Origin of the sequence: Bradyrhizobium sp. CIR18 (assembly GCF_014198295.1) — a bacterium.
Classification (GTDB): domain Bacteria; phylum Pseudomonadota; class Alphaproteobacteria; order Rhizobiales; family Xanthobacteraceae; genus Bradyrhizobium.
Genome location: NZ_JACIHF010000015.1, coordinates 1 through 19843, shown reverse-complemented (window position 1 = coordinate 19843; position 19843 = coordinate 1). Strand labels below are relative to the sequence as shown.

At 65.0% G+C, this 19843-nt stretch carries 15 protein-coding genes; 4 read left to right on the top strand and 11 right to left on the bottom strand.

Annotated features, from left to right (window positions below; all coding sequences use genetic code 11):
- Window positions 1-155 precede the first annotated feature (155 nt).
- Window positions 156-1160: a helix-turn-helix domain-containing protein gene (locus tag GGD65_RS32300; RefSeq protein WP_179735521.1), complete on the top strand. Its 1005-nt coding sequence runs from the start codon at window positions 156-158 to the stop codon at window positions 1158-1160.
- 78 nt (window positions 1161-1238) lie between these two features.
- Here GGD65_RS32300 and GGD65_RS32295 read toward each other — a convergent pair whose 3' ends face one another.
- The 3 genes from GGD65_RS32295 to GGD65_RS32285 all read right to left on the bottom strand — a co-directional run bounded on the left by GGD65_RS32295 (window position 1239) and on the right by GGD65_RS32285 (window position 4810).
- A complete protein-coding gene (locus GGD65_RS32295) occupies window positions 1239-2906 on the bottom strand; it encodes a regulator (RefSeq protein ID WP_179735519.1) in 1668 nt (555 codons plus the stop codon).
- 10 nt (window positions 2907-2916) lie between these two features.
- Entirely contained in the window at window positions 2917-3615 is a 699-nt protein-coding gene (locus tag GGD65_RS32290; protein ID WP_018322701.1) for a cysteine hydrolase family protein, read from the bottom strand.
- Window positions 3616-3862: 247 nt separating this feature from the next.
- Window positions 3863-4810 (bottom strand): hypothetical protein, encoded by a 948-nt coding sequence (locus tag GGD65_RS32285; RefSeq protein ID WP_177237265.1) that lies wholly within the window; start codon window positions 4808-4810, stop codon window positions 3863-3865.
- A 164-nt stretch (window positions 4811-4974) separates the two neighbouring features.
- Here GGD65_RS32285 and GGD65_RS32280 point away from each other — a divergent pair, with 164 nt between their 5' ends.
- Window positions 4975-8451: an indolepyruvate ferredoxin oxidoreductase family protein gene (locus GGD65_RS32280; RefSeq protein WP_183237891.1), complete on the top strand. Its 3477-nt coding sequence runs from the start codon at window positions 4975-4977 to the stop codon at window positions 8449-8451.
- A gap of 202 nt (window positions 8452-8653) precedes the next feature.
- Here the strand turns inward: GGD65_RS32280 and GGD65_RS32275 are convergent, their stop codons facing one another.
- The 4 genes from GGD65_RS32275 to GGD65_RS32260 all read right to left on the bottom strand — a co-directional run bounded on the left by GGD65_RS32275 (window position 8654) and on the right by GGD65_RS32260 (window position 13608).
- Entirely contained in the window at window positions 8654-10384 is a 1731-nt protein-coding gene (locus GGD65_RS32275; RefSeq protein ID WP_183237890.1) for an FAD-dependent oxidoreductase, read from the bottom strand.
- Between the two features lie 59 nt (window positions 10385-10443).
- Window positions 10444-11463: a S1C family serine protease gene (locus GGD65_RS32270; protein ID WP_183237889.1), complete on the bottom strand. Its 1020-nt coding sequence runs from the start codon at window positions 11461-11463 to the stop codon at window positions 10444-10446.
- A gap of 92 nt (window positions 11464-11555) precedes the next feature.
- Window positions 11556-12002: a hypothetical protein gene (locus GGD65_RS32265; protein WP_092259814.1), complete on the bottom strand. Its 447-nt coding sequence runs from the start codon at window positions 12000-12002 to the stop codon at window positions 11556-11558.
- Between the two features lie 7 nt (window positions 12003-12009).
- On the bottom strand, window positions 12010-13608 hold the full coding sequence (locus GGD65_RS32260) for a GMC family oxidoreductase (protein WP_018322695.1): 1599 nt from the start codon (window positions 13606-13608) through the stop codon (window positions 12010-12012).
- Between the two features lie 200 nt (window positions 13609-13808).
- Between GGD65_RS32260 and GGD65_RS32255 the strand changes: the two genes are divergently transcribed.
- Window positions 13809-14597: a thermonuclease family protein gene (locus tag GGD65_RS32255; protein WP_179735506.1), complete on the top strand. Its 789-nt coding sequence runs from the start codon at window positions 13809-13811 to the stop codon at window positions 14595-14597.
- A gap of 219 nt (window positions 14598-14816) precedes the next feature.
- Here the strand turns inward: GGD65_RS32255 and cyoD are convergent, their stop codons facing one another.
- The 4 genes from cyoD to GGD65_RS32235 are packed head-to-tail and all read right to left on the bottom strand — an operon-like array spanning window position 14817 to window position 18664.
- Window positions 14817-15203, bottom strand: a complete 387-nt coding sequence (cyoD, locus tag GGD65_RS32250; protein WP_018322693.1) for a cytochrome o ubiquinol oxidase subunit IV — start codon at window positions 15201-15203, stop codon at window positions 14817-14819.
- Window positions 15200-15841, bottom strand: a complete 642-nt coding sequence (locus tag GGD65_RS32245; RefSeq protein WP_018322692.1) for a cytochrome (ubi)quinol oxidase subunit III — start codon at window positions 15839-15841, stop codon at window positions 15200-15202. The genes cyoD and GGD65_RS32245 overlap by 4 nt, the downstream gene beginning before the upstream one ends.
- Window positions 15841-17841 carry a cytochrome o ubiquinol oxidase subunit I gene (gene cyoB / locus GGD65_RS32240; protein WP_183237988.1) on the bottom strand — a complete coding sequence of 667 codons (2001 nt, stop codon included), beginning with the start codon at window positions 17839-17841 and terminating at the stop codon, window positions 15841-15843. Before cyoB ends, GGD65_RS32245 begins: the two co-directional genes overlap by 1 nt.
- Window positions 17831-18664, bottom strand: a complete 834-nt coding sequence (locus GGD65_RS32235) for a cytochrome ubiquinol oxidase subunit II (protein ID WP_183237888.1) — start codon at window positions 18662-18664, stop codon at window positions 17831-17833. The genes cyoB and GGD65_RS32235 overlap by 11 nt, the downstream gene beginning before the upstream one ends.
- A 249-nt stretch (window positions 18665-18913) precedes the next feature.
- Here GGD65_RS32235 and GGD65_RS32230 point away from each other — a divergent pair, with 249 nt between their 5' ends.
- On the top strand, window positions 18914-19714 hold the full coding sequence (locus tag GGD65_RS32230) for an SDR family NAD(P)-dependent oxidoreductase (protein ID WP_183237887.1): 801 nt from the start codon (window positions 18914-18916) through the stop codon (window positions 19712-19714).
- Window positions 19715-19843 lie beyond the last annotated feature (129 nt).

Below are 19843 nucleotides of genomic sequence, written 5' to 3'. Positions count from 1 at the left end.
TCACGTCATTGCAAATTGCGCGGGCCGGCAAACACTCACGTCTGGCCCGCGCGCGATAATATGAATATTCATGTCCGGAGACTGCGGTTCGACGGCGTGGAAACTTGCCTGATCGTCCCAATTTGCAGACCAACTGCCGGAGGGAGCGGCCTGGCATGACGAAAATTCCGTATCTGCGGTTCGATACAGCGGAGCTACCCGCCGCCGAGCGGCTCGATCGCTACCGCGCGATTCTCACCCATTACGAGGTGTCGGTCCCCGAAGGCACGTCCAGCGACGACTTCGAGGTTCTGGCCGAGGCCTGGCTGCTGGGCGGCCTGGTGACCGCATCCACCAGGATGGGGCCCGTGCGCTTCACCCGCACCGCCGCGCTGGCAAAGGCCGATGGCCGCAACTCATTCGCGCTGCTGCTGCTCCGTCGCGGCGCCTGGAGCGGCGAGGTCGACGGCGAGCCGATCTCGGCCGGCCCCGGCCAGGTGCTAGTGCTCGACCTGACCCGGCGCTTCGACGGCATCGCCACGGCGACCGACACGATCAGCCTCGACGTCGAGCGCGATGCAATCGTCAACGCCGCGCCCGATGGTCTCGACCTGCACGGGCTCGTCCTCGACGGCGCCGCCGGCCGCGTGCTCGCCGATCAGATGGGACTGCTGCGACGACGGCTTCCGGCGATGGACGGGAACGAGGCGCCCGAGGCGGTCCAGACGACGCTCGGGCTGCTGCGCGGATGTTTCGGCATGGCCGCGCGGCCGCGCGAGCAAGGGCTCGCCCGGCGCGACATCGCCATCCTTCATCGCGCCAGCCGTTTCATCGATCAGAACCTCGGTCACCCCGATCTCTCGGTGGCAACCATCTGCCGCGAGATCGGCGTGTCGCGCTCGGTGCTCTATCGGGTCTTCACGCCGCTGGCGGGCGTCGCCGATTACATCCGCGGACGGCGGCTCGAGGCGATCCATGTGCTGCTGGATGACGCCGACGAAGACCGCTGGAATGCGGAGATCGCAGCTGAATTCGGCTTCGTGAGCCAGGCCCATTTCAGCCGCAGCTTCCGGCAACGCTTCGGCTACTCGCCGCGCGCAGCGCGCGACTCCCGCGATCTCGCAGCTGCCGTCGACGCTGGCCCGGAGCTATTCCGCGAGTGGATCAACCAGCTCGGTTGACTTGCCTTGTCGTGCGGCTTGAAAGGAAACGGCCGGGCAGCATATCGCCGCCCGGCCGCAATCTCCGCTTCGCTTCTCCTATTCCGCCGGCGCGGCCGACATCTCCGGATGGGCGGCATAGTGTCCGCCGGCGCCAAGCTTGCTGGCCGCGAACAGGCCGGCGGCCATCGCGGCGTAGGCCAGCGCAACGGCGGGCGTGACACCGAATCCGCCGCCGATGCCGACGGCCTCGCCATGCATGAAGCCGAAATAGGTCAGGACCGCACCGACCAGCGCGAAGCCTGATGCCTTCTCGAAGTCGCGCTCGAGGATGAAGACGCCGATCGCGCCCAGGATGAGGCCGCCGAGGATGGAGCCGCCGCCCATCACCTCCAGTCCGTGGTAGAACACGCCCTGCTGCGGCAGCGCGGCGATCGCGGCAGCCTTCACCGCGTCGGCCTTGTCGGCGGCCATGCCGCCGACGGTTGCCGCCGCATTCATGGTCGAGCCCAGCATCGTGTCGATCTGCAGCTTGGCCCAGGCGGCCAGATGCGGCGTCAGCGCCAGCACGATCGCGGGCGCGTGCTTGACCGGCGTGGTCTGGAACGCCTGGGCGCCGATCAGCATGCCGATGTAGAGCAGGATCGGCGAGATCGCGACCACGGGCACGAGGGCCAGCAGCACCGAGATGATGCCGAACCAGGCCAGCACGATCACCATGATGCCGGTTGCGGCGGAGTAACCGATACGGCCGCCCATCGCCTTCCAGCCGGGATGGCCGATATAGACGGCGTTGATGAAGGGATTGCCCATCAGGCAGCCGATCAGGCTGACGACGCCGTCCGCCGTGAGCACCCGCGTGGTTGGATATTCGTCGCCGGCGGCTTCCGCGCTCTCGACATTGTCCATGGCTTCGACGAGGTCATAGATGCCGAACGGAATGGCGGTGACCAGGATGATGCCGAGGAATTCGAAGCCGGAGAACACGTAGCCCACGGCGGGAATCGGCACCGAGAAGCCGAAATTGGCGAAGGCATCGCCGACACCCTTGACGCTAAGTCCACCGAGGCCAAGACCGAACAGGTTCGAACCCCAGGCGATGATCATGCCGACTGCGATCGCGACGAGGCCTGCGGGAATGCCGCGCGGATATTTCACGCCACCGAACCAGCTCACCAGGATGATGGCGAAGCAGACGAGACCAATCTGCGGCGTCATATACATCTCAAGCGCCGGCCGCATCGAGATGAAGGTGACAGAGACGCCGGCAAGCGTGCCGAGCAGCGCCGCGCGCGGCGTGATCTTGCGGATGAACGGCGCTATGAAACCGCCGATCATGAGAATGAAGCTCTGGAAGAACACCCAGACGAGGCCGGCCGACCAGCCCTTGAGCGGGTCACCGGTCTTCAGCGTGATCGGCAGCATGATCACGAAGGTGACGATGAACATGTGCGGCACGCTGACGCCCGAGGGCAACGCGCAGACGTCGTTGCGGCCGGTCTTCTGCGCCAAACGGTAGGCGAGGTAGGCGTAGTAGAAGGTCGAGAGGCACATCATCAGCCCTAGCGCGGGCAGGATGCGGCCGAACACCAGACTGTCCGGCATCTTCAAGACGAAGCGCAGCAGCCCCGTGAGCACCAGCATGTTGACGAGGATGTTGGTGCCGAAGCCGAAAAACGCGTTCCAGTCGCCCGATGTCCATAGCGCCGGCTTGAACTCGGACTTGTTCAAGTCAGATTTGCCGGCCGTCCCCGTCAATGTGCTCATGACAATACCCCTATGTGGTCGAAACCTTCATTGCCTCCAGAACTGCGGCTGAGGTTGCGACCCAGCCGAAGATGCCGCCCTGGGCCTTGATCATCTTCAGGCCCATCTCGTGAAACTCGGGGAAGTAGGATGCGCAGCCGTCCGACATGACGACGCAGCGGTAGCCGCGGTCATTGGCCTCGCGCACTGTGGTGTTGACGCACACTTCGGTGGTGACGCCGCACACCAGCAGATTCTCGATGCCGTATTTCTCCAGCACGTCGCCGAGCTCGGTGGCGTAGAACGCGCCCTTGCCGGGCTTATCGATCACGATCTCGCTGTCGAGCGGATAGAGCTCGGGAATGATGTCGTGACCGGCCTCGCCGCGAATGAGGATGCGGCCCATCGGACCGGGGTCGCCAATGCGCAAAGACGGCGCGCCGCGCTCGACTTTCGCCGGCGGCGCGTCGGAGAGATCGGGCAGATGGCCCTCGCGGGTGTGGATCACCAGCATGCCGGTGTCGCGCGCCGCCGTCAGCACGGTGCCGATCGGCTTCACCGCGCGCGCAAGCTGGCTGACGTCGTTGCCGAGCGTCTCGCCGAAGCCGCCGGGCTCCATGAAGTCGCGCTGCATGTCGATGATGAGAAGCGCGGTGCTCGGCCAGTCGAGCCTGATCGGCTCGGGCTCGGCGCTGATGACGCCCAATGTCGACTTGCTCGAGTCCAGCATGACGCCCGCCCCTCGCGAGAACTCTCTTTGCCGGAGTTCTGCAAGCGCCGTGCCATTGTGTACAATTGCGGTGGAGCGCCGGACGCGAGGGAATTCGTTGTGTAGTCAGAAGGTTACGCAAGCGATCGGCGTCTGCATATTCCCTGTGCGACGGCTTCGCCGCGTGCATCTGCTTAAAGGATGGGCGGCCGATTGGCAGCATTCTTCCCTTCTCCCCTCACAAGGGGAGAGGGTGCAGCCATCGCTCCTACGCCCCATACAGCTGCCGATACTCTTCCTCGTACGGCGCATAGGAGTCCTTCATCGTCGCCATGTTCAGCAGCATGGTGGCCACCATGGTGCCCGCCTTGTCGAACACGCGTGTCCTGACCCAGGCGCTTTCGGTGCGGCGGCTGCCGGAGAGCGCGACCACCTCGCGCTCGACTTCGTACTCCTCGCCCTCGAAGAGCGGGCCCTTGATCAGCCGGATCTCCTGATCGGCGAACAGGCCGACGGCCGGGCCCTTGGCCGGGAGCGGATCGTCCTTCGAGCGATACTGGAACAGCACGCTCAGCATCTCCATCGGGATGATCGGTCTGCCCCAGGGGTTGTCGGCGCCGGAATAGTACGGCGAATTCTCGGTGATGACGGCGAGCTTCTGCCGCAGCGAGAACGGGTAGAGGTCGCCCATGGTCTGATCGAACGCCATGCGGACCGTCTGTCGCTTGCCGGTCTGCGCCACCTTGACGTCGCGCAGGATGACGGGATCGGCGAGCGGCTTGAGCTCGGCGAGGCGCGCCTCCAGCGCAGTCGCTGCGTGCGGTTCACCGACCGAAGCCGTGCCGCGCAGCACCTCGGTGCCGTCGCGCTTGACCATCTGGATCTGGCACTGGCTTGTCCCGGGCAGTGGCTTCGACAGAATCGCCTGCACCTCCTCGCCCTCATAGCAGACGCTGCGATAATGCGCGGACAGGCAGCCGGTTTCGAACCAGGTGTGTCCCCACAGCTGCGCGCAGAGCGGAGCGAACTGGCTGAAATGCGTCGGGCCTTCGATGGTGCCGCCCTTGAAGCCGAGCTTCTGCGCGGTGGCGTCGTCGTGAATGGACGCGTGCGCGTCGTAGGTTTGCGCTTGCAGCATCTGACGCGGCTGGCGCCACGGTCCAATCAGGGCCTCGGCCGTCGCTGTGATCTCGGTGTCGAATGCGTTTGCAGCCATGATGTTCTCCACTGGAAGCCATGACTAGCAGGAGCGCCACGGATGCGGCCAGCGATATTGACTTCGCCGGCCCATGCTCTTGACTGGCATCTCTCGCTTCGCAAAGCCGCAAGCCTCCCGCGGCGCAAAATCCCTCGCCGGACTACCACACAAGGACTGCCGAAATGACGCTGTTGCAGGTCGAGCTGGACGACAAATACCGGCTCGAATCGAAGCGGATCTTCCTGTCCGGCACACAGGCTCTGGTTCGCTTGCCCATGTTGCAGCGCGAACGCGACCGGCTCCAGGGCCTCAACACCGGCGGATTCATCTCCGGCTATCGCGGTTCCCCGCTCGGCATGTACGACCACGCGCTGTGGCGCGCGAAGTCGCACCTCCAGCAGCATGACATCGCCTTCGTCCCTGGCCTGAACGAGGATCTGGCGGCGACTGCGGTCTGGGGCAGCCAGCAGGTCGGCTTGTTTCCGGGCGCCAAGGTCGATGGCGTATTCGGCATCTGGTACGGCAAGGGCCCAGGCGTCGACCGCTCGGTCGATGCCCTCAAGCACGCCAACGCCGCCGGCACCTCGCTCAACGGCGGCGTGCTTGCGCTGGCCGGCGACGACCACGGCTGCCAGTCCTCGACGCTGGCGCATCAGAGCGAGCAGGTGTTCGCAGCTGCGCTGATCCCGGTGATCAATCCGGCGACGCTGCAGGACTATCTCGATCTCGGCCTCTACGGTTTTGCGCTGTCGCGCTTCTCCGGCTGCTGGGTCGGCTTCAAGGCGATCAGCGAAACCGTGGAGAGTTCGGCGTCGATCGACAGCGACCCTGAACGCATCAAGATCGTGCTCCCTGACGATTTCGAGATGCCGCCCGGCGGCCTCAACATCCGCTGGCCCGATCCGCCGCTGGAAGCGGAGCGGCGCCTGTTCGGCCCGAAAATGGCGGCGGTGCAGGCCTTCGCCCGCGCCAACCAGCTCGACCGCATCGTGCTCGATTCCAAGCCTGCGCGGCTCGGCATCGTCGCGACCGGCAAGGCCTATCTCGATCTGCGCCAGGCGCTGGCTGATCTCGGCATCACCGACAAGGACGCGCAGGACCTCGGTCTTCGCATCTACAAGGTTGCCCTGACTTGGCCGCTGGAAGAAAGCGGCGCCAAGCGTTTCGCCGAGGGTCTGCAAGACGTGCTCGTGGTCGAGGAGAAGCGCGGCTTCATCGAAGACCAGCTGATGCGCATCCTCTACAACATCGATGCATCGCGGCGCCCGACGATCACGGGCAAGCGCGACGAAAGCGGCGCGCCGCTGCTCCCGAGCGAGGGCGAGCTGACGCCGACCATCGTCGCCGGCGCGCTGGTCGCGCGCTTGCGCAAGCTCGGCCATCACAGCCCGGTGCTGGAGCAGCGCCTCGCGCGGCTCGAGGCCTTCGACAATCCGGTCACCACCGGCACGCAGATCAAGCTGGCTCGCACGCCGTTCTTCTGCTCGGGTTGTCCGCACAACACCTCGACCCGCGTGCCTGAAGGCAGCCGCGCCATGGCTGGCATTGGCTGCCACGGCATGGCCCTGAGCATGCCGACCCGCCGCACCGATCTGATCTCGCATATGGGCGCCGAGGGCGTGAACTGGATCGGCCAGTCGCCCTTCACGAGCGAGACGCACATCTTCCAGAATCTCGGCGACGGCACCTACACCCATTCCGGGCTGTTGGCGCTCCGCGCGGCATCGGCCGCCGGCATCAACATCACCTACAAGATCCTCTATAACGACGCCGTCGCGATGACCGGCGGCCAGCCCGCCGAAGGCGCATTTAACGTCGCGCAGATCGCGCATCAGGTCTGGGCCGAGGGCATCAAGCGCCTGGCAATCGTCTCGGACGATCCGGGCAAGTATCCGCAAGGGAACTACTTCCCGCAAGGCGCGACCATCCATCACCGCCGCGAGCTCGATGCCGTGCAGCGCGAGCTGCGCGACATCAAGGGTCTCACCGTCGTGATCTACGACCAGACCTGCGCCGCGGAGAAGCGCCGACGCCGCAAGCGCGGGCTTTATCCCGATCCCGCCAAGCGCGCCTTCATCAACGAGCTGGTCTGTGAAGGTTGCGGCGACTGCTCGCAGGCCTCCAACTGCGTCTCGGTGCAGCCGCTGGAGACCGAGTTCGGCCGCAAGCGCCAGATCGACCAGTCGAACTGCAACAAGGACTTTTCTTGCGTCGAGGGCTTTTGCCCGAGTTTTGTGACCGTCCATGGCGGTTCGCTCAAGCGCATGAAGACTTCGGCCGTCGATTCCGGCCAGCTGTTCGCCGATTTGCCGCTGCCGCCCGCACGCGAGCTGGACGCGCCCTACAACATCCTCGTCACCGGCATCGGCGGCACCGGCGTCATCACCATCGGCGCCCTGCTCGGCATGGCGGCCCATGTCGACGGCCGCGGCTGCTCGGCGCTCGACTTCACCGGCCTGTCGCAGAAGAACGGCGCCGTGATGAGCCATGTCCGCATCGCCCCGAAGCCGGAGGATATCGCCGCGGTCCGCATCACCACGGGCGGCGCCGACGTCATTCTCGGTTGCGACATGATCGTCTCGGCCGGCCCCACCGCGCTCAGCCGCGCCGAACGTGGCGTGACCAAAGCCTACATCAACGCCGATCTGCAGCCGACCGCGAGCTTTGTGCAAAACCCCGATCTCGACTTCGAGATGGGCACGATGCAGACCGTGCTGCGCGACGCCGTCGGCGACAAGAACCTCGACATCATCGACGCCACGGGCATTGCCGCCGCGCTGATGGGCGACAGCATCGCGACCAACCCCTTCATGCTCGGTTTTGCCTTCCAGAAGGGCGCGATCCCGCTGTCGCTGGAAGCGCTGCTGCGCGCCATCGAAATCAACGGCGCCGCGATCGAGATGAACAAGCTCGCCTTCACCTGGGGCCGCCAGGCCGCCCACGACATGTCGCGAGTGCGCAGCGTGCTGCAGTTCAAGAGCCGAGCGTCGGCGGCGACGAAGTCGCTCGACGACATCGTCGCGACGCGCACGGAGTTTTTGACCAGCTATCAGGACAAGGCCTATGCCGACCGCTATCTCGCGGCCGTCGCCAAGGTACGCAAGGCGGAAACATTCGCCTCTCCCGCGTCAACCGAGCTGACCGAGGCCGTCGCGAAAAATCTGTTCAAGCTGATGTCCTACAAGGACGAGTACGAGGTCGCCCGGCTCTACACCGACGGCAGCTTCGCGAAGAAGGTCTCGGAGAGATTCGACGGCGACTTCACCCTGAAATACCATTTGGCACCACCGATCTTCGCCAAGCGCGACAAGTCGACGGGCCGGCTGCAGAAGCAGGAGTTCGGCGGCTGGATGATCCATGCCTTCCGCGTTCTCGCCAAGCTCAAGTTCCTGCGCGGCAGCGCCCTCGATCCGTTTGGCCGCACCGAGGAGCGCCGGACCGAGCGCAAGCTGGTTGAGGATTATCTGGCGATGATTGATCAGCGGATGGCCGGGCTGAAGGCAGAGCAGATCCCGCTGCTGGCACGCCTCGCGCGCGTGCCCGAGACGATCCGAGGCTTCGGCCACGTCAAGGAGACCAACATCAAGCTGGCGGCGGCCGAGACGGCACGGCTGGAGGCGGAACTGGAGAACAGCCGTTTTGCGGCGGCGGCGGAGTAGCGGCTAAGAACGCAGGCTCTCTCCCCGTCATTGCGAGGAGCCATGCGACGAAGCAATCCAGAGTCTCGCCGCATACTCAGTGTCATCGCCCGGCTTGATGTATAGACCGGGCGATCCAGCTCCGAGGCGGTTGTGATTGAACCGATGGGCCGCGGCGTACTGCATGCCCCGCTTTCGCGGAGCATGGCAGCGGTGGAAATAGCTAAACCGACGCCGACACGCCTGCAGCGGTCTCACGTGTGACGCTTCCCTCCGCCAGATGCCTTCCTGCGATATATCCAAACACCAGTGCCGGCCCCAGCGTGATGCCCGGTCCCGGATAATTCCCGTTCATGATCGAACCCATGTCATTGCCACAGGCATAAAGGCCCGCAATCGGCGTGCCGTCCGCGCGCAGCACCCGGGCTTGCGGATCGACCTTCATGCCGACGGCCGTGCCGAGATCGGCCGGATGGATGCGCATCGCGAGGTACGGGGCGCGGAGGATGGGCGCGACGCAGGGATTAGGCTTGTGGCTGATATCGCCGAGGTGGCGCTGATAGATGGTGCTGCCGCGGCCGAATTCGCCATCGCGCCCCTCCTTCGCGCCTTCGTTGTAGCTCGCGATCGTCGCCGCCAGCACCCGCGGCTTGATGCCGATCTTCGCCGCGAGCCCCGCGATATCAGGCGCCTCGATCAACTCGCCGCTCGCCACATAGCGCCGATAGCCCCGCGTGGCCGGCCTGATCCGGCCGAGGCCGTAAGCCCACAGGAACCGGCGATCGCAAATCAAATAGAACGGCCGGTCCGGCTCGGCATTGCCGTCGCGCAGCATGGCCAGCACGAATTCGTGGTAAGACAGCGCCTCGTTGACGAAACGCCGGCCCGCGGCATTGACGGCGATCACGCCGGGCTTGGCGCGGTCGGTCACAAGGTGCGGGAACACGCCGCGGCTGCCGTCGGCGCGGCGGAATAGCGAGGCCGGCACCCAATAGGCCGGGCTGGTCGCATCCGCATTGAGCGCGGCACCAGTCGCTGCCGCCAGCCGAAGTCCGTCGCCGGTGCTGGAAGGGCTGGTCGCCGAGACGAATCCAGCCGCCGCCGGGAAAAAGCGCTTGCGCAATACGGCGTCGTGCGAGAACCCGCCGGTTGCCAGCACCACGCCGCGGCGCGCTGCGATCGGCCGGTCGCGCGAGCCGTGACGGATCACCACGCCACTGACGCGGTCGCCCTGCATCGAGAGGTCTTCGACGTCGGCGCTGAAGAGAACTTCAACTTGCCGCGCCAGCAGCGAAGCATAGAGCTGCGCGGCAAGTGCGTTGCCGAGATACAGCGACGTGCCGCGCCGGCTCCGCAGCCGCTGCAGCGCATATCGAGAGATCAGCCGCGCCGCACGCAGGGTCGAGCGCAGCGATGTTCCAACACTGCGCAAATGCGAAACGTCGCGAGGATCGACCATCATCCCGCCGAACAGCGTGAACTCCGGCAACGGTGGCCGCAATCGCGCAAAAGCGCCGCCGAGCCGCCTGCCGTCGAAACCGACCGACTCCAGCACGCGGCCGCCAGCGGTTGCGCCCAGCCGCTCCGGATAACAATCCGGACAGGCCTTCACCGGCTGGAGGCGAACTTCCGTGTTGGCTTCGAGATAGGCGATCGCCTCGGGCCCGCGTGCGAGGAAGGCGGCGCGCAGGCCGGCATTGGCGGGCTCGGGCACCGTGCTCGACAGATACTGGACGGCATCCGCGACGCTGTCGGAGAGCCCGGCCTCCCTCATCCTGGCATTGGCCGGAATCCAGACCATCCCGCCGGACCAGGCGGTGGTGCCGCCGACGAACGCGGTCTTCTCGATCACCAGCACGCGCAGGCCTTGCGCAGCGGCCACGGCCGCCGCCGTCATGCCGCCGGCACCGGCGCCGATGACAATGACGTCGTAGGTCTCATGCGCCGGCATCATGCGGCGGGTTTCCGAAGGCGAGGCATGACACCGTCATACCTCGCCTCGCCCCTTCGGCGCTAGCGCTGCGGCTTGCGCTCGATCGGGTCGATATCGATCGCCCGCAGGCGGCCGAGCCGCAGCACGTTCATGGCGAGCCGCCGGCCGATGCGGTCGCGGTCGAGCACGCGGATCAAATCGTCGACGCCGTTGATCTCAACGCCGTCGAGCCTGATGACGACGTCGCCAGGCAACAGGCCCGCCTTCGCCGCCGGACCCTCCGGCTCGATCTGCGCGAGCAATGCGCCCATCTTGTTTTCGATGCCGGCCAGCACCGCATGCCGCCGTGGGATCGGCGCGGTCTGTCCGGCGACGCCGATATAGGCGCGACGGACATAGCCGTGACGGATGATCTCCGACAGCACGAATTGCGCGGTGTTGCTGGCAACCGCGAAGCAGATGCCTTGAGCGCCGTTGATGATGGCAGTGTTGATGCCGATCACCTCGGCATTCGACGACAGCAGCGGGCCGCCGGAATTGCCAGGGTTGAGCGCGGCGTCGGTCTGGATCACGTCCTCGATGGTGCGCCCGCTCACCGAGCGGATCGAGCGGCCGAGCGCCGAGACCACGCCGGCGGTCACGGTCGATTCGAAACCGAGCGGATTGCCGATCGCGATCACGAGCTGGCCGCGGCGCAGCGTCTTGGAATTGCCGAGCGCGGCATAGGGCAAATGGCGCACGCCGTTGGCGCGCAGCAGCGCAAGATCGGTATCGGGATCGACGCCGAGCACCTGGGCTTCGCCGACATGGCCCTCGACGTCGCGCAGCCGGATCTCCTTCGACATGCCGACCACGTGGCTGTTGGTGAGGACGAGGCCATCAGGCGAGATCACGATGCCCGAGCCGAGCCCGCCGCGCTCACGGCCGTTCGGCACTTTTGGCCCGGTCTCGACACGCACGACCGCGGGGCCGACCCGGTCGGTCACATCGATCACGGCATTGGAATAGGCGTCCAGCAACGCCCGGTCATCGGCCGGCGCAGATGCTGTCGTTCGCGATGACGCGGCGTCATCGACGATATCAGAGGTGAAATCCAGCATGGCAAGAGTCCTTGAAGGCTCACACAGATGGTGGCCTGTGCCCGGCCGCGCAAGGTGCCCGTCGGGCGCGCAGGGCTGGACTGCCCAGATGGCTAGGGCGCCCGCCGCAGCGTGCCTGCCCTCGCCTTCACCGGATCGAGCAGCGACCAGTCCCCATCCGGAAGCACATGGCCCTTCGGGAATGGCGCCCGTAGCTCGATCCCCAGCGAACCCAGCACGCGGTCGTCGCGGTAGTAGCATTGCAGCACGACACGGACGAGCGTCGCGGCGGCGACGCCGCCGTGCTTGCGAAACTCCTGCGCCACCGCATCGCGTCTGGTGGCATCGAGCTCGGCGAGCGGCGCTCCTGCCAGCCGCGCCAGATCATCCAGCGCGGCCGCGACCAATTTGGTATCGCGGCCAAGCGTTGCGAGCATATCTGCCTGGATCGCGGGATCGTCCGCGCCGGGCACCTTGTACTCGTCGCTGGCGGGAACGATCATCGCGGCGATGCTGCGGAGGTCGTCGCGTTGGGTGCGCGTGAGATTGTCTGCGGACATGGCGGCCTTAATCAAACAAATTGGCGAGGCGCTGCTTCATCTGGTCGGCGATGTAGAGCGCGAGGGCCTGGATGGTGGAGGTCGGGTTCACGCCGCCCGACGTGACGAAGATGCTGCCGTCGACGATGAAGAGATTCTTGACGTCGTGCGTGCGGCCCCATTCATTGACCACGGAGCGCTCCGGGTCGGTGCCCATCCGCGCGGTACCGAGCAGGTGCCAGCCGCCCCAGGGGATCGGCGAATTGATGCAGATGTCGGTGGCGCCCGCGGTCTCCAAAATCTCCCGGCCGCGCGCCAACGCATGCTCCATCATCTTCCGGCTGTTCTCGCTGATCGTGTAGTCGATCTTCGGCGCGGGAATGCCGTGACTGTCTTTCAGGACCGGGTCGAGCGTGACGCGATTATGCTCCTCCGGCAGATCCTCGCAGATCGCGGAAAATCCGAGCCGGTGGCCGTTCAGCTTGCGGAAGACGCGGTGATGATCCTCGCCCCAGGGCAGAATGCCCTTCTGCTCGCTGACGACAGCCTCGAACACCGGTCCGGCCCCGCGCACGAACTGAACGCCATAGCCGCGCACGAAGCCGCGCGAAGGGTCGGTGTCGTACCACTGCTTGCTCCACAGGCAGGTCGGCGGCGCGCGGTTGCTATCGGTCGGCTCCTTCACATAGCCGTAGATCTGCGCATAGGGATGGAACATCAAATTCTTGCCGACGAGGCCCGACGAATTGGCAAGGCCGTTCGGAAAGCGGTTTGACGCCGAATTCAGCAAAAGCCGCGGCGTGCCGACGCCGTTGCAGGCGATGATGACGACATGCGCGGGCTGGAACTGCTCGACGCCGTCCTTGTCGTAATAGACCACGCCGGAGGCCATGCCACTCTCGTCGGTGGTGATCTCACGTACCCGGCAATGGGTGCGCAGCTCGACGCCGGCACGGATCGCCTGTGGCCAATAGGTGATGTCGGTGGAAGATTTGGCGCCTTGCGCGCAGGCCGGCGTGCAATGGCCGAGATTGATGCAGCGCGCCCGGCCCTCATAGTCCATCGTCGCGACCGTCGTATCCGACGGCCACCAGTGCCAGCCGAGCTTGTTCATGGCCTTGCCGATGATGGCGCCGGACAATCCGAGCGGCTGTTGCGGCATCGGCGGATGCGTCAGCGGCGAGAGCGGATCGCCTGACAAGCCCGACGTGCCCATGATCCGATCGTTCTCCTCGAAGAACGGGGTCAGCGCGTCGTAATCGATCGGCCAGTCGTCGGCGACGCCGTCCAGCGTCCTCACCTTGAAATCGGAGGGATGCAGCCGCGGCCAGTGCGCGGTGTACATCACCGTGGAGCCGCCGACCGCGTTGTAGTTCACGACCTTGATCGGCGAATTGTCGTCGTTGATCGGATAGTCCTCGGGCCGGCCGCGCACGTTCGGGCTCGACGACCACTCGCCGTAGAACTTGGCCTCCCAGTCCCGGCCCGTGCTGGGATATTCCGCCGGGTTCATCCAGCCGCCCTGCTCCAGGCAGAGAATGTGCATCTTGGTCTCGGCCAGCGACCACGCCACCGCCGCGCCCGAAGCGCCGGCGCCGATGATCAGGACGTCCACGGGGTCTTTCATCGCAACCTTTTCCTCCCGCCCTCGCCGCTTCCCGGGCGATTCGGCCTGCACGGTCCGCAAGGCCTGCGAACGATAGGGTCAGAGCGGGCGGGGAGTAAAGCCGCGGGGCCGGAATGTCGCACTTCGCAGGGTGCAGACCATTGGTATCGCCACATCCGGATGCTAGGAACAGGCGCACGAGCAATCGATAGCGAGACCGCATGTCCTTCCGAAATGTCTTTGCCGCCGCCCGCGCTTTTGCGCTCGTTTTGTTTTTCGCCTTGTCCGGAGTCCTGGCGTCTTCCGAGCCGGCTTCCGCGCTGACCGCCGCCGCGACAGTCCGCGACGGCAACTCCATCCAGCTTGGCGACGTCACCTACCGGCTTGACGGCGTCGACGCGCCCGAGCTCGACCAGGTCTGCATCGACGACCACGCCGATTCCTGGACCTGCGGCATCGAGGCTCGCGACCAGTTGGCGAAGCTGATCAACAAGCGCTCCGTGCGCTGTGACGATGTCGGGCCGGAGAAGAGCTTTGGCAAACGGCACCGGGCGATCTGCACGGCCGAGGGCGACAAGGCCAGCCTGAACGAGCAGCTGGTCAAGCTCGGCTTTGCCGTCGCCCGCGAGCCGATCAAGGCGAACGTCAAGCCGGCCGTGGCCGAGGCCAAGTCGGCCGCCGCCGGGATCTGGAAGGGCTGTTTTGTTGCGCCGCAAGACTTCCGCGCGGGCAAGAAGGACGGCGCACTGCTGGGCGCCGCCTGCCGTCCGGACCGCGACAAGGAAATTCGCGCCGTGCTGTTCCCGGAGGAGCTGACGATGCCGCCGAGTTGCAGCATCAAGGGAAAGCTCGCGGTGCGCGCACGCGTCACCGGCAACATCGGCATCTATCATCTGCGGGGTTGCCCGAGCTACCCCGCGACCACCAAGCCGGACCGCTGGTTCTGCTCGGAGGACGATGCCCAGGCGGCCGGCTTCCGCAAGGCCTACAATTGCCGCCGGCCGAAGTGAAAAATTCCCTCACGCATCCGTGAGTAGTAGTCCATGACCGTATTGATCCGGAATTGAACCCCTTCGCGAGTTGCTGCACTGATAAAGGTACGCAAGCGCTTGCGCGGGCGTTTCCTTGGCAGCAATCCGGCTCCGGCCTGATTGCCTTGCTTGGGCGTTTCCTCCCTAGACTTGGGCCGCTTGTCACAACAAGCGGCTCTTCTTTTTTGGGCGGTGCTATCACTGCATCCGCATGATCTGGTCCATCGGCGGCATGTTCGCGTTCAGATGCGCCATGATCCAGACCGTGCCGCCCACCACCAGGAAGACCACCAGCAGGCCGAAGGCCAGCGCCAGCACGTTGTTGGTGTTGTCGGGACCGGTCGTGATGTGCAGGAAGAACACCAGATGCACCCCCATCTGCGCGATCGCCAGCACGATCAACGCGACCGGGATGGAGGGCTGCCAGACCAGATCGGTGCCGGCGATGAAGAACGACGTCGCCGTGAGCAGCAGAGCCAGGACAAGGCCGACGACGTAGCCGAGAATACGGGTGCCGACACTGTGTTGCTCTTCCTCGCCCGGCGCGAGGTCGTGGTCGCTCCGCGCGTGGCTCTGATCGCTCATGCGGCACTCCCAAGCAAATAGACGACGGAGAACACCCCGACCCAGACGATGTCGAGCGCGTGCCAGAACAGCGCAAAGCACATCATCCGGCGCAGGACGTCGGCGCGGAAGCCCTTGGCAAACACCTGGGCCATCATGGTGAGGAGCCACAGCACGCCGGCCGAGACATGCAGGCCGTGGCAGCCGACCAGCGAGAAAAACGCCGTAAGGAACGCGCTGCGCGACGGGCCGTAGCCGCGCGCGACGAGATCGGCGAATTCGCGGAACTCGATGACGAGGAATATCAGCCCGAGCACGCAGGTCACGGTCATCCCGAGATAGAACCAGAACCGGTTGCGTACATCGGCCGCAATGCTGGCCATGCCGCAGGTAAAGCTCGACAACAGCAGGCACACGGTCTCGATCGCGACGTTCCTCTGCTCGAAAATCTCCGAGCCCTTCGGGCCGCCGGCCGTCTGCCCGGACAGCACCGCGTAGGCCGCGAAGAAGCAGGAGAACATCACGATGTCGGAGAGCAGGAAAATCCAGAAGCCGTAGGCGGTCACGATCCGCTTCGAAGCGGGTCCGGGATGCTCGATGACGAGCCCGATGTGATGGGGATCGGCATGCGCGTGGCCGGCGGTCGCAGTCATCGTCATCAGACCGCCCCCGCCATGCTGACAAGGCTGCGTCGTTCCTCGAGATTGATGCGGTCGATCGCTGCGACCTCCTCCGCGGGAATGACGTATTCGTCATGGTCGCGCCAGGCGAAAACGACGAAGGTCGCGAACGCGCCGAGACCGCCCAAAATCACCATCCACCAGATGTGCCAGATCACTGCAAAGCCCATGACGGTGGCGAAGAACGCGCAGACGAAGCCGGTCGGGGAATTCCGGGGCATCTCGATGTCCTGATATTCCGGCCTGTCGCGTTCGAGCGATTGCTGCTGGGCATGGACTTTCATGTCCCAATAGGCGTCCTCGCCGCGCACATCGGGATTGAAGGCGAAGTTGAACACCGGCGGCGGCGACGAGGTCGCCCATTCCAGCGAGCGGCCGTCCCAGGGATCGCCGGTACGGTCGCGCAGCGCCTCGCGGTTGCGGATGCTGACCACGAGCTGCATGATCTGGCAGATCACCCCGATCGTGAGCACGGCCATGCCAATTGCTGCAACGATCATCCAGGGCCGCCACGCCGCGACGTCATAATGCTGCATCCGCCGGGTCATGCCGAGCATGCCGGCGATGTAGAGCGGGATGAAGGTGATGAAGAAGCCGAGAAAGGTGAACCAGAACGCCAGCTTGCCCCAGCGCTCGTCGAGGCGGAAACCAAACGCCTTGGGAAACCAGTATTCGAAGCCGGCGAAGGCGCCGAACAACACGCCGCCGATGATAACGTTGTGGAAGTGCGCCACCAGGAACATGCTGTTGTGAAGCATGAAGTCTGCGGGTGGCACCGCGAGCAGGACGCCGGTCAATCCACCGATGATGAATGTCACCATGAAGCCGACCGCCCACAGCATCGGCGTCGCGAAGCGGATGCGGCCGCCATACATCGTGAACAGCCAATTGTAGATCTTCACGCCGGTCGGCACCGCGATGATCATGCTGGCGATGCCGAAGATGGCGTTGACGTCCGGCCCTGCCCCCATCGTGAAGAAATGATGCAGCCAGACCATGAAGGAGATGACGCAGATGGCCATGGTCGCAAGCACCATCGAGCGATAACCGAACAGCGCCTTGCCGGAGAAGGTCGAGACCACCTCGGAGAAGATGCCGAACGCCGGCAGCACCAGGATGTAGACCTCCGGATGTCCCCAGGCCCAGATCAGGTTCATGAACATCATGACGTTGCCGCCGGCCTCGTTGGTGAAGAAGTGGAAGCCGAGGTAGCGGTCGAGCAGCAGCATCGCGAGCGTGGCGGTGAGGATCGGGAAGGCCGCGACGATGAGGAGGTTCGAGGCCAGCGTGGTCCAGCAGAACATCGGCATGCGCAAATAATTCATGCCCCTGGTGCGCAGCTTCAGCACCGTGGTGACAAGGTTGATGCCGGCGACCAGCGTGCCGACGCCGGATATCTGCAGCGACCAGGCGTAATAGTCGACGCCGACGCCCGGCGAATAGGACAGCTCCGACAGCGGCGGAAAGGCGAGCCAGCCGGTGCGCGCGAACTCGCCGATCACGAGCGAGAGATTGACCAGCAGCGCACCGGTCGCGGTCAGCCAGAACCCGACCGAATTGAGCGTCGGGAAAGCGACGTCGCGCACGCCGAGCTGCAGCGGCACGATCAGGTTCATCAGCCCGATCACGAACGGCATCGCCACGAAAAAGATCATGATGGTGCCGTGCGCCGAGAAGATCTGGTTGTAGTGCTCCGGCGGCAGGTAGCCCTGCGACTGGTAGGCGACGGCCTGCTGGATCCGCATCATGATGGCGTCGCTGCCGCCGCGCAGCAGCATCACCGAGGCCAGCAGGATGTACATGACGCCGATGCGCTTGTGATCGACGCTGGTGATCCATTCGCTCCAGAGATAGGGCAGATGCCCCTTCACCACGACCCAGGTCAGCACGCCGAGGATCGCGACCAGCACCACTGCGCCCGCGACCAGCGGGATGGGCTGATCGAACGGAATGGCCGACCAATCGAGCTTACCGAGCATCATGGCCTCCACTGTGCGGACGGCCTGCATCGGAGAGCAGCTCCGGCCCCGGTGCCGGCGGAATGTGCTGAGTCGCGATCAGGTCGAACAGGCGGGGATCTTCCAGGCGATAGATTGGCCTGCCCTTCTCGACGCCCTGCTGCATCAGCTTCTTGTAGCTGTCCTCATTCAGCACGGCATCGGTCTTCGCCGTGGTCGCCACCCATTCAGGAAAGGCGAGCGGCGAGACGACGTTGACGTCGAACATCATGTCGGGAAAGCCGTCGCCGGAGAAATGCGCGGACAACCCCTGCAGCTTGCCTTCGTTGTCGGCGCGCAGGTTCAGCTTCGTCACCATGCCGTTCATGGTGTAGATCATGCTGCCGAGCTGCGGGATGAAGAACGTGTTCATCACGCTCGACGACGTCAGCTGAAAGTTCAGCTCGGCGCCGGCCGGCACGGTCAGCGTGTTGACGGTGGCGATGCGCTGGTCCGGATAGATGAACAGCCATTTCCAGTCGAGCGAAACCGCTTGGATCCGCACCGGGCTTCCGGTCCCCGGCACCGGTGCTGCGGGATCGAGTTGATGCGAGCCGATCCAGGCGACGCCGCCGAGCAGGATGACGGTGAGCGCAGGGATCGCCCACACCACCATCTCGACGCGGCCGGAATAGACGAAGTCGGGCTGGTAGCGCGCTTTTGGATTCGAGGCGCGAAACCAGAACGCAAAGCCGAGAATCGCGAAAATGGTCGGCACCACGATCACGAGCATGATGAAGACGGAATCGACCAGAATGGTGCTGTTGGCCGCAGCCACGGGCCCTTGTGGGTCGAGCAGATTCATCGGCAAGCCACTGGCGGTTGGGAAGCCCCGGGACAGAGCCTAGCGCGGGAAAGGCTCCGCAACAAACGCGGCGGCCTCAGAACGGTTCCTGAACCGCAAGGGCCAGCCATGCGCGTTGGGCCCGCGCAACATGCAATTCCATGCGATGTCAATGACATGAACGCAGAAGCCGCGCCCTTCTCCCCGGTCGGGAGGATTGCTAATCTGCACGAAAATAATGAGAAATACGGGATCAGGGAGTGAACCGAGATGCGCTTGAAGGACAAGGTCGCCATCGTCGTCGGAGCCGGGCAAAGCCCCGGCGAAGGCATGGGCAATGGCCGCGCCACCGCGCTGACCTTCGCGCGCGAAGGCGCAAAGGTCTTGTGCGTCGATCATCATCTGGAATCGGCGCAGGAAACGGTGGCGATGATCACCGCGAAACATGGCACCGCCGCGGCCTTCAAGGCCGACGTCACGAAGTCGGCCGACATCAAGGCGATGGTCAAGGACGCCCAGTCGCGCTGGGGCCGGATCGACGTGCTGCACAACAATGTCGGTGTCAGCCTGTCCGGCGGCGATGCCGAGCTGCTGCAACTGACCGAGGAAGTGTTCGACCGCGTCGTCGCCATCAATCTGAAAAGCTGCATTCTGGCGGCAAAAGAAGTGATCCCGATCATGCGCGCGCAAGGAAGCGGCGCCATCATCAACATCTCCTCGATGGCGGCGATCACGAATTATCCTTACGTCGCCTACAAGGCGACGAAGTCGGCGATGATCGCCTTCACCGAACAGCTCGCCTACCAGAACGCCGAATACGGCATCCGCGCCAACGTCATCCTGCCCGGCCTGATGAACACCCCGATGGCCGTCGACACCCGCGCCCGCGAATGGCACAAGACCCGCGCCGAGGTCGAGGCCGAACGCGACAGCAAGGTGCCGCTGCGCAAGAAAATGGGCACCGGATGGGACGTCGCGAACGCTGCGCTGTTTTTGGCGTCGGATGAGGCAAACTTCATTACGGGCGTGACGCTACCGGTGGATGGTGGGGCCAGCGTGAGACGGGGTTAGAAGCTGCCGGTGCGGTGCGCCACCCTCTCCCGCAAGGGGCCTGTTGCGTTATCGGTCTTGGAGGCTGAGGACATGAGGAGAGAGGGGCGCGGTCACGGCAATTGCCAGCCAAGTCTGTAGTGTTCGCCC